The 26,256-nt window shown below is 61.4% G+C and carries 26 protein-coding genes; 17 read left to right on the forward strand and 9 right to left on the reverse strand.

The window, feature by feature from the left end; translation table 11 throughout:
• Positions 1 to 10: 10 nt before the first annotated feature.
• A complete protein-coding gene (locus K0V07_RS02810) occupies positions 11 to 1,129 on the reverse strand; it encodes an efflux RND transporter periplasmic adaptor subunit (protein WP_220623017.1) in 1,119 nt (372 codons plus the stop codon).
• A 52-nt stretch (positions 1,130 to 1,181) separates the two neighbouring features.
• Positions 1,182 to 1,373 (reverse strand): AAA family ATPase, encoded by a 192-nt coding sequence (locus tag K0V07_RS02815; RefSeq protein ID WP_220623018.1) that lies wholly within the window; start codon positions 1,371 to 1,373, stop codon positions 1,182 to 1,184.
• Between the two features lie 247 nt (positions 1,374 to 1,620).
• On the opposite strand from K0V07_RS02815, the gene K0V07_RS02820 reads away from it, so the two are divergent.
• The 13 genes from K0V07_RS02820 to K0V07_RS02880 all read left to right on the forward strand — a co-directional run bounded on the left by K0V07_RS02820 (position 1,621) and on the right by K0V07_RS02880 (position 14,582).
• A complete protein-coding gene (locus K0V07_RS02820) occupies positions 1,621 to 2,043 on the forward strand; it encodes a hypothetical protein (protein WP_220623019.1) in 423 nt (140 codons plus the stop codon).
• A 97-nt stretch (positions 2,044 to 2,140) separates the two neighbouring features.
• Complete coding sequence (pyrE, locus tag K0V07_RS02825; protein ID WP_220623020.1) at positions 2,141 to 2,710, forward strand: orotate phosphoribosyltransferase; 570 nt, start codon at positions 2,141 to 2,143, stop codon at positions 2,708 to 2,710.
• A 130-nt stretch (positions 2,711 to 2,840) separates the two neighbouring features.
• The gene (locus K0V07_RS02830) at positions 2,841 to 3,866 is read left to right on the forward strand and encodes a hypothetical protein (RefSeq protein WP_220623021.1); all 1,026 of its coding nucleotides are present in this window, start codon (positions 2,841 to 2,843) and stop codon (positions 3,864 to 3,866) included.
• Between the two features lie 120 nt (positions 3,867 to 3,986).
• The gene (locus K0V07_RS02835; RefSeq protein ID WP_220623022.1) at positions 3,987 to 4,856 is read left to right on the forward strand and encodes a bifunctional 5,10-methylenetetrahydrofolate dehydrogenase/5,10-methenyltetrahydrofolate cyclohydrolase; all 870 of its coding nucleotides are present in this window, start codon (positions 3,987 to 3,989) and stop codon (positions 4,854 to 4,856) included.
• A 63-nt stretch (positions 4,857 to 4,919) separates the two neighbouring features.
• Positions 4,920 to 5,462 (forward strand): RDD family protein, encoded by a 543-nt coding sequence (locus K0V07_RS02840; RefSeq protein WP_220623023.1) that lies wholly within the window; start codon positions 4,920 to 4,922, stop codon positions 5,460 to 5,462.
• 92 nt (positions 5,463 to 5,554) lie between these two features.
• Complete coding sequence (locus K0V07_RS02845) at positions 5,555 to 6,700, forward strand: hybrid sensor histidine kinase/response regulator (RefSeq protein ID WP_220623024.1); 1,146 nt, start codon at positions 5,555 to 5,557, stop codon at positions 6,698 to 6,700.
• Positions 6,701 to 6,709: 9 nt separating this feature from the next.
• Entirely contained in the window at positions 6,710 to 7,513 is an 804-nt protein-coding gene (gene proC, locus K0V07_RS02850; RefSeq protein WP_220623025.1) for a pyrroline-5-carboxylate reductase, read from the forward strand.
• A gap of 8 nt (positions 7,514 to 7,521) precedes the next feature.
• On the forward strand, positions 7,522 to 8,517 hold the full coding sequence (rfaD, locus tag K0V07_RS02855) for an ADP-glyceromanno-heptose 6-epimerase (protein WP_220623026.1): 996 nt from the start codon (positions 7,522 to 7,524) through the stop codon (positions 8,515 to 8,517).
• 19 nt (positions 8,518 to 8,536) lie between these two features.
• Complete coding sequence (locus K0V07_RS02860; protein WP_220623027.1) at positions 8,537 to 9,694, forward strand: ATP-binding protein; 1,158 nt, start codon at positions 8,537 to 8,539, stop codon at positions 9,692 to 9,694.
• Between the two features lie 8 nt (positions 9,695 to 9,702).
• Positions 9,703 to 10,158: a VanZ family protein gene (locus K0V07_RS02865; protein WP_220623028.1), complete on the forward strand. Its 456-nt coding sequence runs from the start codon at positions 9,703 to 9,705 to the stop codon at positions 10,156 to 10,158.
• A 112-nt stretch (positions 10,159 to 10,270) separates the two neighbouring features.
• Positions 10,271 to 12,277, forward strand: a complete 2,007-nt coding sequence (gene ligA / locus K0V07_RS02870; protein WP_220623029.1) for an NAD-dependent DNA ligase LigA — start codon at positions 10,271 to 10,273, stop codon at positions 12,275 to 12,277.
• Between the two features lie 12 nt (positions 12,278 to 12,289).
• A complete protein-coding gene (locus K0V07_RS02875) occupies positions 12,290 to 13,270 on the forward strand; it encodes a DUF975 family protein (RefSeq protein WP_220623030.1) in 981 nt (326 codons plus the stop codon).
• 7 nt (positions 13,271 to 13,277) lie between these two features.
• Positions 13,278 to 14,582, forward strand: coding sequence for an MFS transporter (locus K0V07_RS02880; RefSeq protein WP_220623031.1), 1,305 nt, complete (start codon positions 13,278 to 13,280; stop codon positions 14,580 to 14,582).
• Here the strand turns inward: K0V07_RS02880 and K0V07_RS02885 are convergent.
• The 7 genes from K0V07_RS02885 to ribB all read right to left on the reverse strand — a co-directional run bounded on the left by K0V07_RS02885 (position 14,579) and on the right by ribB (position 20,145).
• On the reverse strand, positions 14,579 to 15,100 hold the full coding sequence (locus tag K0V07_RS02885; RefSeq protein ID WP_220623032.1) for a hypothetical protein: 522 nt from the start codon (positions 15,098 to 15,100) through the stop codon (positions 14,579 to 14,581). The genes K0V07_RS02880 and K0V07_RS02885 overlap by 4 nt on opposite strands.
• Before the next feature lie 156 nt (positions 15,101 to 15,256).
• On the reverse strand, positions 15,257 to 16,378 hold the full coding sequence (aroB, locus tag K0V07_RS02890; RefSeq protein WP_220623033.1) for a 3-dehydroquinate synthase: 1,122 nt from the start codon (positions 16,376 to 16,378) through the stop codon (positions 15,257 to 15,259).
• Positions 16,379 to 16,479: 101 nt separating this feature from the next.
• Positions 16,480 to 17,409: a signal recognition particle-docking protein FtsY gene (gene ftsY / locus K0V07_RS02895; protein WP_220623034.1), complete on the reverse strand. Its 930-nt coding sequence runs from the start codon at positions 17,407 to 17,409 to the stop codon at positions 16,480 to 16,482.
• Positions 17,410 to 17,539: 130 nt separating this feature from the next.
• Complete coding sequence (locus tag K0V07_RS02900) at positions 17,540 to 17,722, reverse strand: hypothetical protein (RefSeq protein WP_220623035.1); 183 nt, start codon at positions 17,720 to 17,722, stop codon at positions 17,540 to 17,542.
• 141 nt (positions 17,723 to 17,863) lie between these two features.
• Positions 17,864 to 18,373, reverse strand: coding sequence for a transcription antitermination factor NusB (gene nusB, locus K0V07_RS02905; RefSeq protein ID WP_220623036.1), 510 nt, complete (start codon positions 18,371 to 18,373; stop codon positions 17,864 to 17,866).
• Between the two features lie 3 nt (positions 18,374 to 18,376).
• Entirely contained in the window at positions 18,377 to 18,913 is a 537-nt protein-coding gene (gene ribH / locus K0V07_RS02910) for a 6,7-dimethyl-8-ribityllumazine synthase (RefSeq protein WP_220623037.1), read from the reverse strand.
• Positions 18,914 to 19,041: 128 nt separating this feature from the next.
• Positions 19,042 to 20,145: a 3,4-dihydroxy-2-butanone-4-phosphate synthase gene (ribB, locus tag K0V07_RS02915; protein WP_220623038.1), complete on the reverse strand. Its 1,104-nt coding sequence runs from the start codon at positions 20,143 to 20,145 to the stop codon at positions 19,042 to 19,044.
• Between the two features lie 124 nt (positions 20,146 to 20,269).
• Between ribB and K0V07_RS02920 the strand changes: the two genes are divergently transcribed.
• From K0V07_RS02920 to K0V07_RS02935, 4 genes are all read left to right on the forward strand, one after another.
• A complete protein-coding gene (locus K0V07_RS02920) occupies positions 20,270 to 21,268 on the forward strand; it encodes a metallophosphoesterase (protein ID WP_220623039.1) in 999 nt (332 codons plus the stop codon).
• A 211-nt stretch (positions 21,269 to 21,479) separates the two neighbouring features.
• Complete coding sequence (locus K0V07_RS02925; RefSeq protein ID WP_220623040.1) at positions 21,480 to 23,114, forward strand: hypothetical protein; 1,635 nt, start codon at positions 21,480 to 21,482, stop codon at positions 23,112 to 23,114.
• 228 nt (positions 23,115 to 23,342) lie between these two features.
• Positions 23,343 to 24,224, forward strand: a complete 882-nt coding sequence (locus K0V07_RS02930; RefSeq protein ID WP_220623041.1) for an SMP-30/gluconolactonase/LRE family protein — start codon at positions 23,343 to 23,345, stop codon at positions 24,222 to 24,224.
• Between the two features lie 392 nt (positions 24,225 to 24,616).
• Positions 24,617 to 26,242 carry a sugar porter family MFS transporter gene (locus tag K0V07_RS02935; protein WP_220623042.1) on the forward strand — a complete coding sequence of 542 codons (1,626 nt, stop codon included), beginning with the start codon at positions 24,617 to 24,619 and terminating at the stop codon, positions 26,240 to 26,242.
• The last annotated feature ends 14 nt before the right edge of the window (positions 26,243 to 26,256 follow it).

The following is a 26,256-nucleotide window of genomic DNA, read 5'->3' on the forward strand; positions in this document are numbered from 1 at the left end:
CTCGTCGGGGTCAGGAGTCACTGGAGCGGGTAAAGACCTGCTCCTCGGTTAACACGTTGACCGGCTGCCCTTCGCGGGCACGGTGCCCGTGGGTGACGATCGTTTCTCCGCTCTCAAGCCCTTCGAGGATCTCGGCCATGCCCTTCAGGCGGCGGCCGATCTGCACCGGCACACGCTCGGCGGTGCCCTCGGCTGTGACACGGTAGATAAACTGCTGGTCCCCGATCGGGCTCAAAGCGCTCTCGGGAACGGCCCGCACGGTCTTGCTGCCGAAGTTGAGCTCCACGACCAGAAGCATCCCCGGACGCAGGGCGAAATCCGCATTCGGGACAAAGGCGCGGGCCTGAGCCGCACGGCTGATGGGGTCGATCCGGGGAGATACCGACCGGACCTCGCCCTCGAAGATGCGGTCCGGATAGGCCTCCGCGCGGGCGCTGATTTTCTGGCCGGGCTGAAGCTGGGCGAAATGGCGCTCGGGGACGGTGAAATCCACTTTAACCGGGGTCAGGTCGATGATTTCGATGAGGTCGTCACCGGCCTCCACCAACTCACCGGGGCTGACATCGCGCAGCCCGACCACGCCGTCAAAGGGCGCGTAGATGCGGCGGTCCTCGACGCGGGCCTTGGCCAGATCGACCTGCGCACGCGCCATATTATAACGGGACACCTCCTCATCGATCACCGAACGTGAAAGCGCCCCGCTGTCCTCGACCGAACGCACGCGCTCAAGCTGGCGTGAGCGCTCGTCCAGGCTGGCCTGCATCTCCTGGAGCTGGGCCTGCTGCTCGGCATCATTGAGCTGGACGAGCAGGTCCCCCTCCTTGACGTGCTGGCCGGACTCGAAATTAACCTTCGTCACCCGCTCGGTGATCTTGGGGGCGAGCATAGCCTGCTCGTTGGCACGGACCGTGCCCAGTGCGCGGACCGTTTCGTCCCAGACGACTTCCTCGACCTCGGTCGTCAACACCGGCGGAGGCGGCGGGGCCTTCTGGCTCGTCTCACGCTCCGGGGCAGGAGCGAAAAAGAAGTAGGCGGCCAGAGCAAGCAAAGCCAGGCAGACGAGGGCGGAGACCACTCCTCCAAAGGAGCGTTTGCGCTTCGGGTCCGTTGATGGTTTTTCGGCGGGCACGCTTCGGACTAAACGGGCAGTTTGTTCGAATGCAACCGAAACTGCCCGATTCTTATCCGCGACACGTTCGGAAGCGTATGGCCTTGGCAGACTGCTCGCCGAGCACCCAGCGGATCGCGTCCACGATGTTGCTCTTGCCGCAGCCGTTAGGCCCGACAATACAGGTCACACCCTTGTCCAGCTGGACGCGCGTGCGGTCGGCAAAGCTTTTAAAGCCGTTGATAACGAGTTCGCGGAGATACATTCAGACTAAAAGTTGGTCTATGTAGGCCACCGGCCCGTTCCCGTAACCCCTTTTTGCGGATGGGCGTGACCGCACAGAACAATGATGGGGCTCCGCCCCATCGCTCCTTTCAGTCGCTGCCCCTGTGCGTGCATCCGGTGGCGATTCGTGACCGAGCAGATTCTGGATCACCTTTTCCCGGAGAACAGGACATACACTCGCCGTTTGACAAGCAGACAACCACCGGCCACCATGAATCGTACGCCACATGAAGCGGTCATTTCTCATTCTCTCGATCCTGTTTTTTAGTGTTCTCCCCTGCCGGGCAGCAGAGAATGGCATCCGCATCACAGTGGACTATCTGACTGGAGAGTTGCCCGCAGACATTATTGGTAAACTCACGCCTCCTCCCGAGGAGCAAGGCGTACCCCGCGCACTGTTACAGGGAGCGATTGAAAAACCGGGGGTGTACAGCTGTCAGCCCAGTGAAAGCCTTACAGCTATCGTCAGCCGAGCAGGCGGCCTCACTCGGTTATTCCGAAACCCCATCATTATTGCCAACATCCACAGCGATAAGCTCATCCGAATTGAAAACATCAATACCTCTAAACCGGACGAGAGTTGGGCAGCGCTATCTAGGATTCTGGTTAAGAATGGAGACTTCATTTATTTAGAAGAAACGATAGAGTAAGCAGTAAAGGCGCATTCAGTCCGGCGGGCTGGAGGCGGAGTACTTTTGACACCAGTTCACTTGACCTGCAGCTCGCTGCGCCCTTATCTACCCCTCCATGTCCGATCTCCAAGCCGAAGTATTGAGTATTTTTAAGGAAACCGGTGCCCTGCTTACGGGGCACTTTGTGCTGCGCAGCGGGCTGCACAGCGGGCACTTTTTTCAGTGCGCCCGGGTGTGCGAACGCATGAAGCAAGTGACCCGGCTGGCCGAGCTGCTGCTCGAAAAAGTCGGCACGGACACCTTTGACACCGTGGTCGCCCCCGCCATGGGTGGGCTCGTCATCGGGCAGGAAGTCGCCCGCCAGGCGGACGCGCGATTTCTTTTCGTCGAAAAAGTGGACGACAAGCTGGCTCTGCGCCGCAACTTCAAGATCGAGCCGGGCGAACGCATCCTCGTGGTCGAGGACGTCATCACCCGCGGCGGGCGCGTGCGCGAGGCGCTCGACATCGTCAAGGCCGAGGGCGGCAACTGCACCGGCGTGGCCGTGCTGGTGGACCGCAGCCAGGGGCAGACCACCTTTGAGGTGCCGCTGACCTCTCTGCTGGAGCTGAGCTTCCCGACCTACGAGGCCGACAAGCTCCCCCCCGAGCTGGCCTCCATCCCCGCCTCCAAGCCGGGATCGTAACCGGATTGGGTGCGGAGCGATCGACCAACCAGACAGACTCGGCCCCCTGAAGGAGCTTTGACTCGAAGGCCAAAACGCCTTTTCCAGTTGACCCTCAGGCAGCTTTGCGTGATAGGTTTAGGCACTAGCGATGCGTAGCCTAATCGCCATTTTATCCCTGCTGGGAATGACTGCTTTGAGCGCCCAGCCCGCCGTGAACCTCTATCTGGAGCCGGAGGCAGCTGCCGTGGCTTTCCAGACCGTGCCGCTCTCCGAGGCCGAGGCCCTCGCGCCCGAGCACCCGGTCGTGAACGGCAAGGTCGACAACGACTGGTACCGGATCGCTTATCCGGGCCACTACGTCGGCTTCGTCCAGACGGCCGCGACCAATAGCGACGGCACCTTTAACCCCGGCGCACGGCTCTTCATCCGCAAGAGCACTGACAGCGGCATCATCGCCCGCATCCAGATCGGCGATAACGCCAAGGTCATCGACCGCAGCGGACAATGGTCAACGGTTTCCTATCAGGGCAAGGGCCACGTCTACTACCGCAACCCCGAGATTTTCTCGCCGCTGCCCTCCGTGGCTGCCGCCCAGCGCCCGGTCAGCGTCTCCAGTAGCAGCGCTCCGGCTGTCGCCTCGACACCGGCAGGCTCCGCCAACGCCTCCGGCATGGCCATGAGCACGATTCCCGTCACCCAGCAAGGGGGCGAAATCATCGCCGTCGAGGAGCTGGAAGTGGTCGAAGCCGTCCCAGCTGCTCCGCAACCAACCCCCAAGGCTCCGGTTGCCACCGCCCCCCGGCCCGCTCCCGCACCGCAGCAGGCCCCTGTGACCACACCGCGCCCGAAGCTGCCCGCCCCCGGCTACGCGCCGGTCCTGCCCTCCAGCCCTTCGCAGAACAACATTCTCAGCCGCGAGGTCCCGAGCTTCTACGAGGGAACTTTTTCGCGTGTCAGTGGCTTTAACCTGAACTTTTTCGGCCCCGACTACAAATTCGTCCTTACCGATAAAGCCGGTAAACGCTTCGCCTACGTGGACATCGAGAACGCCCTCATGGTCTCCCCGATCGAAGCCTACCTGGGCAAGCCCGTCATCGTCGAAGGCGTCCCGGAAAAGGTTGGCGGCACCGTGCCGATCGTCATCCGCGCGAAATTTGTGCGCCTCACGCACTAAGCAGGACACGTCCTGCACCTGTGATGCTGACGCATCACCAATTGGTATGCAATTGCCGGTGGGCAGCACTCCTTGCGTTATGGCATTGCCAAGCGTGTACGAGGGGCTTTGTTTCGGGGGATGGAATTGATTGATGGTAACGCGATATCGAAACAGGTTTTGGCCGACGTCGGCAAGGAAGTCGCCTCCCTCATGGGCGAGCCCTGCGTGACCTTTATCCGTGTGGGCGAAGACCCCGCCTCGGTATCCTACGTCAACAAAAAGCAGCGCGTGGCCGGTGAAGTCGGCATCGAGAGCCGCCTGTGCGTCCTGCCCGAGAGCACGACGCAGGAGGAGCTGTTTATGCTCATCGACGAGCTCAACGCCGACCCCGGCGTCCACGGCATCCTCGTGCAGGCCCCCCTCCCGTCCCATATGGACGAGCGCGCCGTCTTTAACCGCGTCTCCCCGCTCAAGGACGTGGACGGCTTTAACGCCGCCAACCTCGGCAAGCTCTGCCAGGAGGACCCGACCGCCTTTGTCGCCTGCACCCCCGCCGGCATCATTGAGTTGCTCCAGCGCAGCGGCGTCCAGACCAAGGGCAAAAACGTGGCCGTCGTCGGTCGCAGCCTCATCGTGGGCAAGCCTGTTGCCCTGCTGCTCGGCATGAAAGCCGAGATGGGCGACGCCACCGTCACCATGTGCCACTCGCGCACGCAGAATCTGGCCGAAGTCACCTCGCAGGCGGACATCGTCGTCGCCGCGATTGGCCGGGCTAATTTCATCACCGCCGACATGGTCAAGGAAGGCGCTGTCGTCATCGACGTGGGCATCAACCGCGTGGACGATGCCAGCCGCAAGCGCGGATACCGCCTGGTCGGGGACGTGGACTTTGAGGCCGTAGCGCCCAAGTGCAGCCAGATCACCCCGGTCCCCGGCGGTGTCGGCCCCATGACCGTCGCCATGCTGATGAAAAACACGGTCAAGGCGTTCAAGCTGAGCCAGTCCTGAGTCTGTCCCATGGCCAGCCAGACTCCCCCTCCCCTGCCTCAGGCAAGCTCCAAGCCTCCGCTCATGCCGTTACCGCGGCGTGCCGGGCTGGGGGTGCGGTTTCTGGCCTTTGTCATGGATTTCCTGCTGCTGTTCTTCATCAGCCTGTTTCTGCTGGTAAAAATCCTGCTCCCTCAGAACCACTACGAGGGGATGCAGGAGTTTACACAGGCCGTCGATCACTACGCCGCCGCTGTCGAAGAGGCCCAAAACGCGGGCGAACCCACTCCGACCATGCCGCGTTTTGAGGAAAATCCGGCGATCATCGACATGATCACCTACGCCTGGACGGTGATGGCGCTTATCTACTGGCTCTATTTCGGGCTGCTGGAGGGCTTTTTCAAGGGCACGACCCTGGGCAAGCGTACCTTTGGGCTGCGAACGATGCGGCTCGATACCGGTCAACCTCCGCGCTTCATGGAAAGCACGGTGCGCGGTGCCATCAAGGCTCTCACCCTGCTCTTCGCCATCCCCCTGCTGTGGGTGAATTTCCTCGTTTGCCTGTTTAACCGCAACAGGCGGACCGGGCATGACTTCATCTGCCGCACGGTTGTGATCGCCGAATAAGCCCTGAGCCCGCCAATAACGCAAAAAATGGGTTTGCGCTAGGCACAGGAACCCGCTCATCATAGCAGGGAACTTCAAAACACCTCCGCGCTGTGAAGCCCGCTAAAATTCTCGTTGTCGACGATCAGCCCATCAACATCAAGCTACTTCAGCGTAAGCTTGAGCGGGAGGGCTATGTCGTGCAGACCGCCTATAACGGGCTGGAGTGCCTCGAAGCGGTCAAGAGCAACCCGCCTGACCTGATCCTGCTCGACGTCATGATGCCTGAGATGGACGGCATCGAAGCCTGCCAGCGTCTCAAGGAAAACGAGGACACCAAGGCCATTCCGATTATTTTCATCACCGCCAAGTCCTCCAAGGAGGGCAAGCTGGAGGGCCTCAGCGCCGGGGGCGTGGACTACATCACCAAGCCCATCGACCTGGACGAAACCCTCGCCCGCGTTAAGACACAACTGCGGCTGCAGGAGATTTTCCGTGAGAACATGGACCTCCAGATGCGTCTGGCCGACTCGCGCAAGACCGCAGCCATCGGCGCCATCACGCAGGGTATCGCCCACAACCTGAACAATTTGCTCGGGGTCGTCGTCGGCTACCTCGACCTGCTCAAGAACGGCTTTGACAGCCCGGACATGGTGCAGCGCAGCGTCACCCTGATGGATCAGGCCATCAGCCGCATGGTCAACATCATCCGGCAGCTGAGCACCATCGCCACCAACGAGCGCGTCGCCCTGACCCCGCTCAACCTGCAAGACATCCTGGAGAGCAGCATCACGCGCTTCAAGGAGGAGTCCGGCGTGGAGACCACTGTCACCATCACCAACGAACTGCCGGAGGAATTTACCCTCACCAGTAATGCCGAGGTGGTGGAGAGCATCATTGGCAAGCTGCTCATCAACGCCTGGGAGTCCTACCCGAAAAACGAGCCGGACGAAAACCGCGAGGTCTGGATCGAGACCGAACTGGTCGATATAGGCGATTCCCAGCGCCTGCTGATTAAAGTCAACGACGATGGAACGGGCATCCCCGAGAACATCCGTGACACTATTTTCGAACCGTTTATCACCTCCAAGACTTCCGTAGGCCGGGGGCTCGGGCTCACCATGGCCCGCCACGCGATCCGCAACCTGCGCGGAGATCTGGACCTACAAGAGCGCCCGAGCGGCGGCACCTGCGCCGTCGTCAGCTATCCGATCTCCAAGACCGTACCGGAGCAAATGGCCGGACGGACGATCGGTTAATTTCCAACTATGGCAAAAGTGGTTTTCCTCGGCGCCGGCCGTATGGCTTCGGCTATCATCGGCGGCCTCATCCGCAAGCAGCTCTACAAGCCTGAAGAACTGGCCTGCACCTGCGGCGACGACGACACCGGGCCTTCCCTGGCCCAACAAACCGGGATCGGGTTCTCCCGCGACCTGGCCAGCCTGCTGCCGGAGGCGGACATCATGGTCCTCGCCTGCAAGCCGCAGCAGTTCAGCGCACTGGACACAGGGCTGACTGCGCTCACGGAGGGCAAGCTCGTGATCTCCATCCTCGCCGGTACCACGCTGGAGCGACTCGGGGCGAAGTTCCCGCAGTGCCGCAACCTCGTGCGCGCCATGCCCAACACCCCCGGCCAGATCGGCGCCGGTGCGACCGCATTTGCCTCACGCAGTACGCTCAGTGATGCGGACCAATCCGCCGTCGAGGGCATCCTCGGAGCACTCGGGCTGACCGTCTCCCTGCCCGAAGAACAACTCGACGCCGTGACCGCCCTCAGCGGCTCCGGCCCTGCCTACGTCTTTGAATTCACTAAAGCGATGGAGGAGGCCGGCGTTTCGCTCGGTCTTGACCGCACCACCGCTGCTATGCTGGCCAAGCAAACCGTGCTCGGCTCAGCCCTGCTCATGGACGCCTCCCCCGAGGACCCCGAGACCCTGCGCAACCATGTCACCTCACCCGGTGGCACGACCCAGGCCGCCCTCGAGTCATTCACCGGGAACAATCTGCGCTCTGTCGTGACCCAAGCCTTGAGCGCCGCCCAGCGCCGCTCAGTCGAACTCTCTCAGCTCTAAAGTCAACTATGTCTGTTCTTGATAAAGGCCGCATTCTCGTCACCGGCGGTGCCGGATTCATCGGTAGCTCCCTGATCTGGGCGCTGAACAAACGCGGCTACGACAACATCCTCGTCAGCGACTTCCTCGGTGAGGACGACAAGTTCAAGAATCTGGTCCCGCTGCGCTTCGCCGACTACGTCGAGGCCGACGACCTGATCGACGAGCTGGAGGACTTTAACGACATCCGCGCGATTTTCCATCTGGGAGCCTGCTCGGCCACGACCGAGAAAGACTGCCGCTACCTCGTCCACAACAACTACGAGTACACCAAGGTGCTCGCCGAGTGGGCCCTGCACAAGGGCTGCCGCTTCACCTACGCCTCCAGCGCCGCCACCTATGGCGACGGCGCCCAGGGCATGGACGACAAGGACCCCGAACTGTCCCGCCTGCGCCCACTGAATATGTACGGGTACTCCAAGCACCTCTTTGACCTGTACGCCCAGCGCAACGGCTTCCTCGACCAGATCATCGGTGTGAAGTATTTCAATGTCTTCGGCCCGAACGAAGACCACAAGGACGACATGCGCAGTGTCGTCCACAAGGCGTTCGCACAGATCCGGGATACCGGCAGCGTCAGCCTTTTCAAAAGCTACCATCCCGACTACGCCGATGGTGAGCAGAAGCGCGACTTCCTCTACGTGAAGGATGCGGTGGACATGACCCTCCACCTGGCCGAGAACCCGAAAGCCGGTGGACTCTACAACCTCGGCTCCGGGCAGGCTAACACCTGGATATCACTGGTCACCCCGATCTTCGAGGCCCTTGACCTGCCGGTAAAGATCGAGTTCATCGAGATGCCCGAGCAGCTGCGGGGCAAGTACCAGTACTTCACCCAGGCCGACACGGCCAAGCTAACCGAGGCTGGCTACGCAGGCTGCCAATGGTCGCTGGCGGAAGCTGTCGCTGACTACGTCAAAAATTATCTCACCGGGGACAAACGGCTCGACCCGGCCACCGTCTGAGCTTTGCCTGAAAGTGCCCATGAGCGAGCCTTCCAGTCTGGACCCGAACGCACCAGAGAACTGCAGCGATGAGAAACTACTCATCCTGGGGAAACTTTCCCGTGGCATCGCCCACGATTTGAAGAACCTTCTCGCGGGCGTACAGGGCAACACCGAGCTCGCTCTGCGTGAATTTAAAAACGAGAAGCTCGCCCGCAAGGCCCTGACGAATGTCATGCTCGCCGCGCGCAGCGCCCATGAGCTGACCGAGCAAATTTCCGCCTACAGCCGCCACGACAACATCCCCCATAAAGTCCTCGACCTACGCGAAACCATCGCCTCCGTCGAACGGCTGCTGGAGGGCTTTGTCAGTCCGTCTGTAAACTTGCGCATCTCCGTCCCAGATTCGCCCGCCTGTGTCGTGGCCAACCCGAGCCAGATGCAGCAGCTGATCATGAACCTCTGCCAGAACGCCCTACAGGCCATCGGCAGTAAAGAGGGAGAGTTGTGCGTGACTCTGGGCATCGATGACACAGGCGCGAACATCACGCTTGAAGTAAGCGACACCGGCCCCGGCATTTCCGCTGAAATCCTGCCGCGGATCTTCGACCCATACTTTACGACCAAGGAGCTCGGGCTCGGAACCGGGCTCGGGCTGGCCGTCGCCCAGAAGATCGTACAGGACAGCGGCGGCGACATCCAGGCGGCCAGCATCGTGGGTAAACGCACGACATTCTCCATCACACTACCGCACTCAGACGAGGCCCCCGAGCCTGAGGCTCCGCTCCCCACGCCGGAAGATTTTCCCGAGGACAAAAAGGCGATCCTCCTCGTCGACGACGAGCCCATCATGCGCGGACTGGGCATGGACATCCTCCACACCCTTGGCTACCGCGTGAGCGTGGCTGAGAACGGGTCTGAGGCTCTGGAGATGATCAAGCGCCACCCAGACTATTTCGACGTCATTCTGTCGGACTCGAAGATGCCGGAAATGTCCGGACCAGAGCTGGCCGAGCAGCTTTACTCGATCCGCCCGGGGCTCCCTTTCATCCTCGTAACGGCTTTCAATGACGCCAGCACCGAGGCACGCCTGAAAGAACTGGGCGTCACGGAGATTGTCCAGAAGCCCTTCCTGATCGAGAACCTTTCCCGGGCGCTGAGCAATGCGCTCGCCCAGGGGAAACAAAGCGCTAGCTAATCTCCCCGATGGCGGCTCGTTCCGATAACGCGCCGGAGACATCCCCGGCAAAGGCACACAGTCCACGCCATCATCGTGCCCGCTGGCTGTTTCCCGTCGGACTAGCTCTAGGCATATCCTTGCTTTCGGGCGGCACAGTTCCATCTGGCGTTGTCCCTGGCATCTTCCAGATCGACAAGCTTATCCATGTGCTGGTCTTTGGCCTGCTGGCCACCGCCGTGTACCGGGCACTCGATCCGGCCATGCCGCCAGCACGTCGTGCACTTTGGGCTATTGGCTTAACCATCGCCTTTGGGCTCTCGGATGAGCTCCACCAAGGCACGAATCCCAACCGCACCATGGACTTCGCCGACCTCCTGGCCGACATGGCAGGCGCCATCGTAGCGACGCTGGTTTACCAACGCTGGGGCCTGTACCGGCGTTTGCTGGAATGGCGTTTCCTGCCTGCAAAAAAGCAGAGCTAAGCCACGCGTCTGAAGGGGTGAAAAAGCGATAGAGGCCGGTGAGGTATCCGGCCATGTTTTCCCGATGCTGAAGCTTGCCCTCTGAGCAGGGGCTTCGCATGCTCGGAGGTGTATGATGGACAAGTCCGAGGCCTCCCGGCGCATCCCCCAGCTACGGGAAACGATCACCCGTCACGACGAGCTATACTACCGCCAGGGCAGCCTCGAAATCGAGGACCAGCAGTACGACGCGCTCAAGCGTGAACTGGCCGAGCTGGAGGCCGCCTACCCCGAGCTGGCCGAAGGCCCCTCCCCCACTGAGCGCGTCGGCGATGACCGCACCGAGGGCTTTGCCAAGGTCAAGCATCGCGAGCGCATGATGTCGCTCGACAACACCTATAGCGAAGCCGAGCTGCGGGAGTTCGACGCACGCCTGCTTCGGATTTTCCCCGAAGGCAAGCTCTCCTACGTCGTTGAGCCCAAGATCGACGGCGTGGCCGTCTGCCTGACCTACGAAAACGGCAAGCTCGTGCGGGCCGTCACCCGGGGCAACGGCGTCGAGGGCGACGACGTGACCGCTAATGTCCGTGAAGGTGTTCCTAACCTGCCGGACAGGCTGGCAGGGGATGCCCCCAGCTTGATCGAGATTCGCGGCGAGCTTTACATGACCCATGCCGAATTCCAGCGCATCAACTCCGAGCGCGAGGAGAAGCAACTCCCCCTCTTTGCCAACCCCCGCAACCTGACCGCCGGTACGATCAAGCAACTGGCCGGTGTCGGCGGGCGACGGCTGGAGATTGTCCTCTACGGGTTGGGGGCATGCGAGCCACGGACATTTGCCAGACAAAGTGAATTCCACGACGCGGTCAAAGCCTGGAAGCTGCCCACCCTGGAAAAGTACTGGATGGCTGAGAATATCGACGAAGCCTGGAAACGTATCGAAAAACTCGATACACTCCGCCACGACTTCACCTATGAAACGGATGGAGCCGTGATCAAGCTCGACGATTTTGCCCTGCAGGCCGAGGCCGGCGCTACCGCGAAATCCCCCCGCTGGGCGATCGCGTATAAGTTTGCGGCCGAGCAGGCCGAGACACTGCTGGAGAAGATCGATGTGCAGATCGGCCGTACCGGCGCCGTCACCCCGGTCGCGCACTTGCAGCCCGTGCAGCTCGCCGGAACCACCGTCTCCCGCGCCACCCTGCACAATGAGGACGAAATCGCCCGCAAGGACATCCGCCCCGGCGACACCGTCGTCGTGCAGAAAGCCGGGGAGATCATCCCGCAGGTACTGCGCGTCGTGACTGATAAGCGCCCCGCGGACAGCCAGCCCTTTGACTTCGCGGCGTTCCTGAAACAGAAGAATATCGAGGCCGAGCGCGTGCCGGGGCAGGCATTCTGGCGGCTCAAGGGCCGAGACGACCCGGCACTCATCCGGCGCAAGCTCAAGCACTTTGCCAGCAAGCCCTGTCTCGACATCGAAAACCTCGGCGAGGCCGTGGTGGATCAGCTCGTCAGCCGTGGGCTCGCGCGCACGCCTGCGGACCTCTACACGCTCAAGGTCGAGGACCTCCTGGAGCTGGATAAGTTTGCACAAAAGTCTTCGGAGAATCTCGTCAGTGCCATCGATGCCAGCCGCGACAAAGAAGTCTGGCGGCTCGTGCACGCACTGGGCATCCCCAATGTCGGAGCCCAGTCGGCCAAGGACCTCATCGCCCACTTCCACAGCCTGCCCGCGCTCATGCGCGCCACCGGGGAAGAGCTGATCGAGGTGGACGGCATCGGGGAGATTGTCGCCCGGAGCATTCACAGTTTTTTCAAGGACGAGGAACAGCTCGAACTGGTTAACCGCCTGATCGAGCACGGCCTGCGTATCGAAGAGGAGGCACCTGCCGCCCCGGCGGAGGACGCGCCCCTCTCGGGTAAGACTGTCGTCCTGACCGGTACGTTGCCCTCACTCAGCCGTAGCGAGGCCACCGCCCTGATCGAGAAAGCCGGAGGCAAGTCCAGCTCCAGCGTCAGCAAGAAGACCGACTACGTGCTGGCCGGTGACTCCGCCGGGAGCAAGCTCGACAAGGCCCGCAAGCTGGGCGTAACGATCATTGACGAATCCTCATTCCGTGAGATGATCGGAGAATAACGCCCGTTGCTTATGTGGTACTACGCGCTCTCCAACCAACAGCACGGCCCCGTGAGCGAGGCCGACATGGACCGCCTCATCGCCCAGCGCATCATCACCGCACAGACACTGGTCTGGCGCGAAGGGATGAGCGACTGGCTGCCCGCCGGACAAACCGAGCTGGCCTCACGCCTGCCTTTATCCATGAATTCAGGTCAGGGGCTACCGCCCATGGTCAGCCACTCCCGCTCGCGCGCGGATAGCTCGGCCGTCCCACCAACCCAGCTGGAGATACCCGCCCACGCCACGGCCCGCCAGCTCATGGGCATGGCCAGTGATCTGATGAGCGGGCGCTGGGGCCTCGGCATCGGCTTTTGCCTGATCTACGGACTGATCGAAATCGGGGTGAACATGATCCCGTATATCGGCAGCCTCGCTAACCTGCTCCTCTGTGGCGTCCTGATGGTCGGATCGCTGCGCTTCTGGCTCACCTATACCCGTGGTGGCGAGGCCAAGATCGACCAGCTTTTCTCCGCCTTCCCCCTCTTCTGGAAGACCCTGCTCGCCTATCTTCTGTACGCGGCCATATTTATGTGTGTGCTGTTCCTCTCGGCGATTCCGGGGGGGATTTTACTCGGGATTGGAATCCCCATGGAGACAAGCGGGGGTGGAGACCTCGGCCCACTTACGATTGCCGGCAGCGTTGTCCTGGTTCTGGGACTGATCATCGCCGTCACCATCGTCAGCCTGATGCTTTCCCAGGTTTTTTATATCCTGGCAGACGATCCAGATGCGCAGATCTTTGAGAGCTTTAAGCGCAGCCATGCGCTCATGATCGGGAACAAATGGCGGCTGTTCCGACTGCAGTTGATCTTTATGCTGCTGGCGCTGGGCTGCCTCTTCACACTGATGATCGGCTATCTCTGGCTAGTGCCATACATGCACTGCACGCTGACCTGCTTCTACGAATCCCTGCTCAAAGAAGAGGCCGAGAGCGAAGCGGCTCCGGCCTAACAACCCTATGCCACGCCCCACCGCACCCGCTGCCCCGCCCGAGTCGTCACGGTGGCTGGCATGGCTGGTGTGGGCCGCGGCCGGTGGGTTTGTCCTATATCAATTCGTTTTGCAGGCATCCACGACGGTGATGCAGGCGGATCTGATCCGGAGCTTTCACATCGACGAGGTGGGCTTTGGGGTCATCTCGGCGGAATTTTATACCACCTACCTGCTGCTGCAGATGCCCGCCGGGGTGATCGTGGCCCGCTTCGGACCACGGCGGGTAATGGCTGCCGGACTCCTGCTGTGCGCGCTGGCGTCGCTTTTGTTCGGGCTCGCTCCCACACGCGGCGTAGCGGAGGCTGCCCGTATCCTGATGGGGGTCGGTGCCGCACCCGCGGTCGTCAGCACGTTGATCCTGGGTGCGCGGTGGTTTCCGCCGGAAAAGTTCGCGCTCATCGCCGGTCTCACGGAGATGCTCGGGATGGTCGGCGGAGCCGTGGGGCAGGAAGTGCTGGGCGCCACCGTCCACCATATGGGCTGGCGGGCATCAATGGTCGGAGGTGCTGCCATGGGCCTGGCGCTGGCGGCGTTTGCCTGGATCATGGTGCGTGACCGCCCCCAAACGACTCCCCACCCGCAACCCGAGGAGCCGCGCCCACGGCTGGGCGAAGCCCTGGCCAGCCTCGGCCCCCTGCTCACCAACCGGGCGCTATGGATCAACGGTCTGGTCACCGGGCTGCTGTTCGCGATCATAACAGCCTTCGGGCTCGGCTGGGGCGTACCCTTTTTAGAGCTGCGCCTCGACGCCAGCCTACCCACGGCCTCCTTTGCCTGCTCCCTGCTCTTCTGGGGAAGCGCACTCGGCCTGCCCGCCGCCGGTTGGCTGGAGCACCGGATCGGCACCCGCAAGCCCATCGTCTGGATCAGCGGTCTGATCTCGCTCGGGCTGACCTGCGCACTGTTTTACCTGCCGGGGCTCGGCATCACCTCGGGGTGCGTGCTGATCTTTGTCCTCGGCGTCACCCTCTCCGGCTACGTGATGGGGTTTGCGGCGACGCCCGACCTCGTTAAGCCCAGTCAGCACGGCCCGGCCATGGCCTTTACAAACATGATGGCCCTGCTCATCGGCGGATGGTTCATGCAGCCGCTGATCGGGTGGCTACTGGTGCGCAAAAGCGGACAGCCCGCCGAAGAGGCCTACGGCAAGACGCTCGATCTGGCCACGTATCAAGAGGGGCTGACTCTGCTCCCGCTCGGGATGGCAGCCGCACTGGTGCTTTTAGCATTTCTACCGGAGACCGGCAGGCGCCGCAGGACAACAGCCTAGGGCAGGCGGCCGGAACGCTGCAGCTCGCGCTGAAGCTCCATCTGGAACGCGCCGAGGTCCTCCTCGCTGGGGCGGTACTCAGCATCGTCACCACGCGGGATGAGGCCGAGGCGTCCCATCTGGTCGAGCTGCCAGTCCATGGTCTTGCCGTCGCTGAAGGTGACCGAACCGCTCAGCACCGCGCCGGGGCGCTGCACCTTGTCGAGGTCCACACTGACGGAGCTACCCAGCCCGGCGGGCTCATCCTCAGCTCCGGGGAACGGCACGGGACCCTCCTCACCAAAGGGCTCGGGAGCGGCGGCGGGGGCCGGAGGCGGCGGGGCCTTACTCAGGTCGGCATCGGGCTTGGGGGCCTTGTCCACCAGCTCCAGATCGAGGTCGTCGACGAGGAAGCGGACGTCCATAAAAGTCATGTTGATGTCCAGCTCTTCGGCCAGACGCTTTTGTACCTCGGACAGACCGAGTCCTTCGCGGACCCAGGCGGCGACCTGCGCCTTTTGTTCGTCGTTCAACTCCATGATTAAGAAGGGTTCTTGGGGCCAAAAGCGCCCCGCGCAAGCCTTATCCGCCAGGACAAGTCCTGGACCTGTGATGCTGGCGCACCACTGATGCCTTCGCCAAGGCGAAGGCATGGGAAAATTCGTTACGTACCGGGTTTATTCGTTGGTGCAGGACTATCCCCTGCTGGCGGTCCACAGTTCGCGGATCCAGCTCTCGTCGACATCGGCCACGGTGACGGCGCGGCCGATCTCCTCCATGGCCACAAAGCGCAGGCGGCCGGAGCGGACTTTTTTGTCCCGGCGCATGGCGTCCAACAGTTTTTCCAGGTCGAGGGCGGGAGCGGCCTGGCCACCGATGGGATCGCGGAGGGAAGTCGGCAGGCCATTGGCGGCGACGAGCTTGCGCACGGCGGCGGCATCCTCGGCGGTGAAGTCGAAGCCGATCGCGCCGTCATCGCTCAGGCGGACAGACAGCTCGGCGGCAAGCACCAGGCCGATGCCCACGGCCTCACCGTGCAGGTAGGTGCCGTAGCCGGCGACGTTCTCGATGGCGTGCGCGAAGGTGTGCCCGAGGTTGAGCAGGGCGCGCCCCCCGCTGGCGGCGGTTTCCTTTTCGTCGGCCTTGACGACCTCGGCCTTGATCTCGCAGCAGCGACGGATGATGCCGGGCAGCGCCGGGTGCTCCCAGCTCAGGGGCTCCTCCAGCGCGGCGAGCTGGTCGAAAAGCGCGCGGTCGTAGAGCATCCCGTACTTGATGATCTCGGCCATCCCGGCAGCGAACTCGCGCGGCGGGAGCGTCTTTAAAAACTCGGTGCAGATGAAAACCGCCTGCGGCTGCCAGAAGGCGCCGACGAGGTTCTTACCGGCGGCGATGTTGATCCCGGTCTTGCCGCCGACGGAGCTGTCCACCATGGCAAGCAGCGTGGTGGGCACCTGAAAGAAGTCGATCCCGCGCAGGTAGCTGGCAGCGGCGAAGCCGCCGAGGTCGCCGATGACACCCCCGCCGAGCGCGATCAGCTTACCGCCACGATCGATGCGGGCCTCAGCCATCTCGTCCATGATGCGCTGGAGGTTGGTGAAGCACTTGGTCTGCTCCCCGGGACTAAAGCCAATACTTACAACTTGATCGGGCACCCGATTAAGACAATTTTTGAAGGTATTATGATCGTAGATGACGGCAGTATTTCGCACCATACCGCCGTACTTGTTTAAAGCAATATCATGCTCGTCACGGGTGGCGGTGATGATGATCGGGTAGCTGCGCTCCCCCAGTTCGACGGTCAATTGCTCGCTCATGGTATTTGGGTTTTACTCACACGGAGGCACAGAGGCACGGAGATTTTTTAATAGATAAATTCGCTACGCGTTTTTTCGCGTCCCTTCGCGGGCAGCCTTAACTAAGCCTCCAGCCCGAAGATGGCGTTGACGTAGTTATCGACGCTAAAGGGCTGGAGGTCCTCCTTCTGCTCGCCCAGCCCGACGAAGGCGATGGGGATGCCCAGCTCGCGGTAGATGCCCACCAGCGCACCGCCCCGGCTGGTGCCGTCGAGCTTGGTGATGATGAGGCCGGTCAGCCCAAAAGCTTCGTGGAACACGCGGGCCTGGTCGATGGAGTTCGAGCCGAGGGAGCCATCCACCACCAGCCACGCATGGTGCGGGGCGCTCTCGTCGTGCTTTTGCAGGACGCGGCGAATTTTCTTCAGCTCCTCCATCAGGTTGCTCTTGGTGTGGAGGCGACCGGCGGTGTCGAGAACAAGGATGTCGCGGTGGCGCGAATTGGCGGCCTGCCAGGCATCGAAAGCCACGGCGGCGGCATCGGCCTTGTGCTGGCTGGCGACCAGCTCCAGGTCGAGGCGGTCGGCCCAGGTCTTGATCTGCTCGTTGGCTGCAGCGCGGAATGTATCGCAAGCGCCGAGCACGACCCCGCGCCCCTCTTCTTTAAAGCGCCAGGCGAGCTTGGCAGCGGTGGTAGTCTTGCCGGAGCCGTTGACCCCGATCAGGCAAATGACCTCGGGGTTGTGCTCGCGGAAATCACCCGTCAGCTCGGCCCCCGTCAGCACGCGCTTGAGCACGGTGGCCCCGATGCGGGCGGCGTCCTGCCCGCGCAGGGACTTGTCTTTTTTGTAGGCGGCCTGAATCTCCTCGATAATCTCGGTGGCGGTCTCGACCCCGAAGTCCGCCCCGTAGAGGGCCTCCTCCAGCTCGTCGAGGCTGGCCGCATCGAGGCTCTTGCCGCTGAAAATGCCCCCGACCTTACCGAATATCTTGTAAAAGGTCGGCGTGGTCTTTTTCAGACCATCTCTGAATCGCGAAAAAAATGAGGCCATAGGGAGGATTTACTTTAGTCGCAGCCTCGTACTAGAAAAGGATATTCGCATACCCCCCCCAGTAAAGGTTGACACCTGAACACCAAATAGCAAGTACACTCAAATATACTATGAGGAGCTCAGATTGGATTCAGGTTTTGATTGCAGCAGGAACATTATTAAGCCCAGCAGCAACAATGTTGGCAGCAATAATACCACTCGCAAAAAACAGAAAAGGCTCAACCGAAGATAGTCCCGACACTCGGTTGATAAGAAAACTAGTAATATTATTAATCCCCCTGTCCGTCACCATCTTAGCTGCAGGGATATTCATACTTACCTATTTTCTTGCGAGCGAAATCAATTCCATACAGGCCAAGTACAACATATCAGTGGGAGCACTTTGGTGTTTTGCTATAGCCGGTGGAGCAACAATCGTCCTATCCTTTGTCACGATAGGAGATGTATGACATCTTCACACATCCGCCGTGCGCAGCGGACGGTCGAGGGTGCCTTTGAGCTTGTCGAGGATGCCGTTGATGAAGCGCTTGGCGTCGGGGGTGGAGAACTCCTTGGAGAGGTCGATGGCCTCGTTGATGGAGACGATGGGCGGGATGTCGCGGCGGAAGAGCAGCTCGTAGATGGCCAGGCGCAGGATGGCGAGGTCCACCTTGGCGATGCGGTCAAAGGCCCAGTTTTTGGCGTGCTCGCGGATGGCGGCATCCACCGCTTCGCGGTTTTCCCAGGCACCGGAGGCGAGCGACTCGGCAAAGGCGTAGAAGTCGCGCGGGTGCTCGCGGTTGTGGAAAAAGTCGTAAAGGGAGGCGGCCAGCTCGGTGGGCACATTTACCTCGGCCATGTAGAGAAACTGCATGGCGGCGACGCGGTTCTGGCGGCGGGGCGAGGGTGCCTTGGCACGGGGAGCCTTTTCCGCGGGCTGAGGGAGCTGCGGATCTTCACCGGGGGCTTGTTCGTACTCGGGCATGGGTCAGTTCTTGTTAAAAAGGTCGTTGATGTCGTTAGCGGCGGCCTCGGCGTCGATGTCGTCCAGCAGCTGCACGTACTTGAGCTTGTGGCGGGCCATCTCCAGGGCTGCGCGGCCAAACTCGGCCCCACGGTCGGCATGACCGTTTACGCGCTCCTCGGCCTGCTCCAGATTGTTGACGGTGAGGATACCGTTGATGATCGGGCACTCCGTCATCATGGAGATGCGCTGCAGGATGCCTGCGGTGCTGTGGGCGATAACCTCATCGTGTGCGGTACCGCCGCGAATGATCACGCCAAGGGCGACGATGCAGTCGTACTGGCGGGAGGCGGCCATCATCTGGGCCACGTAGGGGATCTCGTTTGAGCCGGGGACGCGCTCCACGCGGACATTGGGAGCCGGGACGCCAGCCTCCTTGAAAATATCGGCGATGCGCTTGATCAGGGCCTCGACATAGTCGCCGTTGTAGCGGGCTGCGACGACACCGAAGTAGAGGTCCGAGCCATCGATCTTTAAAGGTTCTGGTGCGTGGAAAGACATGTCAGGTAAATTTTAGTAAGAACAGCAAACAGCGGTAATGGCGGAGGGAGGAGTTTTAACAAAAAACGCCCGAGTGCAAACCGAAGTTTTGCCCGGTTTTACCGTAATCGCAAGCGCTGCGGTACGACTCAGAGTGGGACGGTCTCGACGATTTCGAGGTCGTAGCCGTCGAGGGCGACGACGCGGCGCTCGGTGCTGGAGAGGAGCCGGATCTTGCGCAGGCCCAGCTCGGAGAGGATCTGCGCGCCGATCCCGTAGTCGCGGAAGTCCATCTTGGCGGGGGCCAGGGCAGGCTCGCCGTCGGCACCGGGCACGAGCTTCACGCCGCCATCGGGCTGCTCCATGTAGAGCACAACGCCGTGCCCCTCCTCGGCCACTCGCTGGAGGGCCTTGGTCAGGGAGGAGTGGCCGGTTACAGCCTTGGACAGAAAGATGTCGCCGAGGATGTTCTCGCTGTGGACGCGCACGAGCGTGGGCTCGGCGTTGAGCTCGCCACGGGTCAGGGCAATGTGCTTGCGGTGGTCGGACTGACTCTGGAACACATGCAGGTCGAACTGCCCGAACTCGGACTCGAAGGGCAGCTTCGCCACGCAGGTGACGAGCTTCTCGCGCTTGTGGCGGTAGTGGATCAGGTCCGCGATGGAGACGAGCTTGAGGCCGTGCTTCTTTTTGAACTCAACCAGGTCCGGCAGGCGGGCGGACGAGCCGTCCTCTTTTAAAATCTCACAGATAACGCCGACCGGGAACAAGCCCGCCAGCGTGACGAGGTCCACGGCAGCCTCAGTGTGACCGGCGCGCTGGAGGACGCCACCGGGTCTCGCCCCGAGCGGGAAGATGTGGCCCGGCTGCACGAGCTGGTCGGGAGTGGCCTCCGGATCGGAAAGGATGCTGATCGTCTTGTAGCGGTCGTAGGCACCGATACCGGTGGTAATGCCCTCGGTCGCATCGACCGAGACGGTAAAGTTTGTCCCGTGCGATTCGCGGTTGTTAGCCACCATGGAGTGGATGCCGAGGCGCTGAAGCTGCGGAGCGGCCATGGGCACGCAGACCAGGCCGCGTGCCTCGCGGATCATCAGGTTGATGATCTCGGGGGTGGCTTTAGAGCCGGCGACGATGATGTCACCCTCGTTTTCACGGGATTCGTCATCGGTCACGATCACGGGTTCGCCCGCCGCTATCGCAGCAATGGCTTCCTCGATCGAATCGAAGGGGTTGGTGGCTTCGTTGGACATTAGAACCACCTATCCAAACCGATCCGCGCGCCAATGACAAGCGCGGGTTACACCTGTCGGCATTCTGGCAGGAGCAGCTTTTAATGCACGCGATACGGTGTTGCCGCGGGGGTAAAATTGGGCAATGGTTCAGGCTTCCGGTATGGACACCGCTGCGGCAATCCCCTCATCCGAACCGACCGGCGACCTGTATACACAGCTCGGCCAGCGACTGGGTGAAGATAACCTGGAGCGCCGCTTGCGGGCGCAGCAGGAGCTCGAAGCCCACATGGCGATACAGGGGCGGGGCATCTTTCGGCTGGAGAAATACATCCGCATGGAGAACCTGCTCACGGTCCTCTTTAAATCGACCGGCCTCTATGGGCGCGGATACCGGAACTTTCTCGATGTGCGCCTGATCCATAACCGCGTCATCCTGCCAAGCCTGCCCGAGGCATTCGAAGGCTACCGTATCCTCCAGATCGCCGACCTGCACACCGACCTCGACCCGGCGCTGCCGGACAAGGTCGTCGCCGCGCTGGAGGGCATCGAGTACGACCTGTGCGTGAACACCGGGGACTTCCGCAACCGCACCCGCGACTGCCACCGGACCAGCATGCGGCAGACGGCGCTCATTTACCGCCACGTGCACGGCCTCATGCTCGGCGTGCTCGGTAACCACGACTTTATCGAAAAGGTGCCCGATCTGGAGGCCATGGGGATTCGCGTGCTGCTCAACGAGGCCACCCCGATCGAGCGCGACGGACAGGTGCTATGGTTCGCGGGCGTGGACGATGCCTACTATTATCAGACCCACGACCTGGCGCGTCCCTGGCAGGGCATCCCATCAGGAGCCTGCACGGTCCTGCTCTCCCACAGTCCACAGACCTACCTGGAGGCCGAGGCGCTCGGAGCGGACTTCATGCTCTCCGGTCATACCCACGGGGGGCAGCTCTGCCTGCCCGGTGGCCGCCCGCTGATCACTCACTGCCCTGTGCCGCGCAGTTTCTGCTCCGGCCCATGGCGTCACGGCAAACTTCAGGGCTACACCTCGCGGGGCACAGGCGCCGGATGCGTCCCTCTGCGCTTCAACTGTCCGGCCGAACTCACCGTTCACACACTGACCCGAGGGATTACCCGATAGATTAGAGCACTTTCGTTTTAGTGGTATTTTTAGAATAAAAGGTGAACATAAACCACTGATTTTCCACAAATCAGCTTCTGTAAGGCCCTCTAGAACAGCGGCTTCACCCCTTTAAAATCCACGCCTCAAGCGGTAATTTCCCTTGCCAGTTCGCTGACAGCGTGGCTTGAATAAAATCTTCATAAAACGCCAAAATCATCCAACACGTATCATGGCCAATAAAACCCCCGCAAAAACCGTCCTCCTCGTTGCCAGTGGCGACCTCCGCCTCTCCGCCAACCAGATGTGTTGGCCCGAACAGGAGAAGATGGAAAATGAACTGAAGAAGATCGTTTCCCTCCTGGGCTATAAGCTCAAGCGTGCCCACTCGTTCAAGAAGAACGAAGGCCACGGCTTCATCGACAGCCAAAAGGAAGGGATGGAGATCTTCTCGAAGATCGACCGCAAGGCCCCCCTCATCGTGGCCGAAGCCGTCTGGCAGTACTCCCACCACCTGCTCGCCGGTCTGATCTCGCACGAAGGCCCGATCCTGACCGTCGCCAACTGGAGCGGCACCTGGCCCGGCCTCGTCGGCATGCTCAACCTTAACGGCTCCATGACCAAGGCCGGCGTCAAGTACTCCACCCTGTGGAGCGAAGACTTCTCCTCCGACAAGGCTTTCCAGAAGAACCTCGAAGGCTGGCTCAAGACCGGTGAGGTCAAGCACGCCACCTCCCACGTGCGCAAGTACGCCCCGAAGAAGGCCCCCGCGCGCGCCAAGAAAGTGGCCGAAAAGATTGCCGCCGACCTCGACAAGAACAAGGCAATCATGGGCGTGTTCGACGAGTTCTGCATGGGCATGTATAACGCCGCCATCCCGGACGAGCTGCTCTTCCCGCTCGGCGTCTACAAGGAACGCCTCAGCCAGAGCGCCCTGCTTTATGAAATGAGCCAGGTTTCCAACAAGGAAGCCGAAGAGGTTTACAAGTTCATCGAGAAGAAGGGCTTCACCTTCCACTACGGCAAGGACCCCAAGACCGAACTGGTCAAGGAACAGGTCATCGAACAGTGCAAGATGTACATCGCCGCCTGCCGCATCGGGGACACCTTTGGCTGCGAAGCCATCGGCATCCAGTACCAGCAGGGCCTGAAGGACCTCTGCCCGGCCTCCGACCTCGTCGAGGGCCTGCTCAACAGCTCCGACCGCCCGCCGGTCAAGAACGCCAAGGGCGAGATCATCAAGAAGGGCCTGCCCTATCCGCACTTCAATGAGGTGGACGAGTGCGTCGGCCTCGACGCGATCTTCACCAACCGCATCCACCGCGCCCTGGGCCAACCGCCCGAAACCACCCTGCACGACCTGCGCTGGGGTGACTGGGACCAGTCCGGCACCACCGACGAGTACGTCTGGGTGTTCCTCATCTCCGGTGGCGCTCCCGTCGAGCACCACGAGGGCGGCTGGAAGGGCTCCCACGGCTACCGTCAGCCCGCCATGTACTTCCCGGCCGGTGGCAGCACGCTCATGGGCGTGGCCCATCCAGGCGAGCTGGTCTGGAGCCGCATCTACGTCGAGGACGGTAAGCTCAAGCTCGACATCGGCCGTGGTAAGGCGATCTCCCTGCCCGAAGAGGAAACCAAGCGCCGCCTGGAGGAAACGACTCCGCAGTGGCCGATCATGCACTTCGTCAGCTACGGCGTCAGCCGCGACCAGATGATGGCCCGCCACAAGGCCAACCACCTCAACGTCGCCTACGCCAACACCGCCGCCGCTGCCGACCAGTGTCTCTACGCCAAGGCCGAGCTGGCTCGCCAGCTGGGTATCGAGGTCTCGATCTGCGGCACCAACGCCAAGGGCGAGAAGATTTAAGGAGTATTTTGGGGAATACATGCGAGAGACCCTTTTGTGGACAAAAGGGTTTCTCGCGCTCTTCCCAAAAAACTTTGATTGCGGCGCTGCGCGCCTTGCTTCATCCCTAGCCCCACCGTGGGGCGTGAGACCGAAGTCTTCTCAACCCTGAGAAAAACAGCGATTTCAACCACCGAAGCCGGTGCGGTCTTGCCGCACCGGTTTTTTTGTGAATGTCTATAACCCGCTATGAAAACCCATCACCCGACCATGCTTCATCCCTGCGCCTCCCAACACGGTGAAGGCGCCTACTGGTGGGACGACCGCCAACAACTGATCTGGGTAGACATCCTGGCCTGCGAAGTCCACCTCTACGATCCGGCCAAGGATGAAGACCGCATGTGGAAGGTACCCTGCCACGTCGGCTTCGCACATCCGACCGTCGAGGGGGATCTGCTGCTGGGGACCCGTGATGGCATTGCCCGGCTCGACCTCAAGAGCAACGAGATCACCTTTATCGTCGACCCCGAGGCCGGGATGGACGAAACGCGCTTTAACGACGGTAAGCCCGGCCCGGACGGACGCCTCTATGGCGGCTCCATGGCCTACGGCGGCAAGGGCCCCTGGGGCAGCCTCTGGCTGATCGAGAAAGACTTTAACTACCGCCACCTGATCGACAACGTCACCATCTCCAACGGCCTGTGCTGGACCAAGGACGAGCAGACGATGTTCTACATCGACTCCCCCACCCGCCTGGTCGAAGCCTTTGACTACGACGCCGCTACCGGCAACCTGGAAAACCGCCGCACGGTGGTCGAGGTGCCGCAGGACCTCGGTGTGCCCGACGGCATGACCATCGACGCCGACGACAACCTCTGGGTCGCGATCTACGGGGGCTCCATGGTCGCCTGCTATGACTCACAGACCGGCCAGATGATCGAGCAGGTCCCCTGCCCGACCCCCAAGGTGACCTGCGTGAGCTTCGGCGGTCCCGACCTGAGCACCCTTTACATCAATACCTCCAAGGCAGGTATCGACGAAATGACCCCCGATGAGGCCAAAGTCGCCGGGCACCTGTTCGCCTGTGAACCGGGCGCCAAAGGCCGCCGCAACTACGTCTTCGGGGAGTAGCTCTAGATAAGGCTTAAAATAACAGACCTCACACCGAGGCACTGTGGCACGGAGGAAAAGCATCCTGTCCGGATCAATCTTAGTGTTTCCACAGTTGATGATTAACCACAAAGAAGAAGTCCCCTTGGGCGGATTCTGTGGTTAAAATATTCTATTGCGTGGCATTTTAAGCCGTAGTGTAAAGGGACTACATCGGAGCAAGAAAGTCCTCACAGACTGGCATTCTTACCTTGCCAGAGGCAGGTGTATCCGATGAACTGTGATAAACCCCATCCGGCACGTCTTGAACCCTCTCTCACCGCAAGATTTCCCTGCCCCGGAAGCCCCGGCCGTTGCCGGTCCGTATCCGTGCGTGCCGGTAGGGATGCTGCGGTCAACCCCTCTCGTTGCCCATGAGTAATCCAGCCTCGGCCCAATCGTCTATCCCCACCCATCTGCGCGCTATCCTCGAAGAGGTCGAGAGCGCACTGGAAAAGGTCGCCATCAAACCCCTGAGCAGCTTCTTCGTCGGCACGGTCGCTGCCATGTCGGGGGTGCTCTTCGGCTTCGACGCCTCGATCGCAGCCGCCACCGGCAGCTCCGTGAACAATTTCTTCGGGTTGGAGCAGGCTCCACTGCTGCAAGGGCTCTGGGTCGCCGCAGTTCCGCTGGGCGCCCTGATCGGGGCTCTCTTTGGCGGTAAGGTCTCGGACCGCTTCGGGCGAAAAAAGGGGCTCATCTTCAACGCCATTTTGTTTATCGCCGGGATCGCGGTGGCCGCTGTCGCCCCGGCCTTCGGGGTCTTTGTGGCCGCGCGCCTGATGATGGGGCTGGCCATCGGTAACTCCGCCGTGATCACCCCGATGTATATGGCCGAGGTGGCCCCGCCGGAATCACGCGGGCGCATCCTGTTCATGTATCAGCTATCGATTGTGGTCGGCATTCTCTTTTCCTTCATTGTCGGTGTGGTGGTGGATGCCTCCATCAAGGACACCTCGATGAACTGGCGCGTCATGCTCGGCATCGGCCTCGTCCCGGCGTTTATCTTTCTCTTTGGCATGCTGCGGATGCCGAACAGCCCCCGCTGGCTGATCGAAAACAAGTACCTGCAGGAGGCTCACCATGTGCTGCTGAGGATGATGGGGCGCGAGGAAGCTCGCTCGACCTTCTGCGACATCCACGAAGCCGCTGCCCGCAAAACCAGCGTCAACATCAAGGCCTGCTTCGGGAAGTTGATCCTGCCGGTCATGCTGCTGGGCTTCTTCCTCCAGTTTTTCCAACAGTCCACCGGGATCAACGCGGACATGTACTTCGGGCCGCAAATCTTCAGCCAGGGAGGATTCAGCGCCTCGGCGGCGATGTGGGCCCAAGTGGCGATGGGGCTGGTCAACCTTATCGCTACGATTGTCTCGATCTTTTTGGTGGATAAACTGGGCCGCCGTAAGCTGATGTTTATCGGCGTGACCGGGATCATTATCATGCTCGGTGCGCAGTCGTACCTGTTTCACCGGTATGAGAAGTTCCAGCAGACTGCCGCCCCCGAGGCACAGGCCATCACCACGACCGACAGTGCCGGCCAGCGCCATACCCTCCCGAATGCCGGGTCGGCCGTCACCCATGAGCAAACCTCCGACACCCGCGAGGCCGCTCAGGCAGGTACAGCCGTGAAGCCCGGTAAGCCTCCGGCCATCACGTACTGGATCTTCGCCAGTATCCTGCTGTACATCATCTGCTTTGCCATCAGTGCCGGGCCGCTGTGCTGGCTGATGATCAGTGAGATTTTCCCCATCCGCTTCCGCGGGATCGGCATGAGCGTGGCGGTTGCCGCCAACTGGCTCGTGGACTACTTCGTGAGCCAGCTCTTCCCGGTGATGAAAGACGGGCTGGGCATGTCGTTCACCTTCCTCATTTACGCCGGATTCACAGCCGTGGGACTGGCGCTGGCCATACGCTTCCTGCCGGAAACCCGTGGCGTGCCGCTGGAGAAAATCGAGGAAAACATCTACGCGGGCAAGCCGCTGCGGCATATCGGGCGTTAAATAAGTTTGAGCGT

It is taken from the genome of Ruficoccus sp. ZRK36 (assembly GCF_019603315.1).
Taxonomy (GTDB): Bacteria; Verrucomicrobiota; Verrucomicrobiia; order Opitutales; family Cerasicoccaceae; genus Ruficoccus.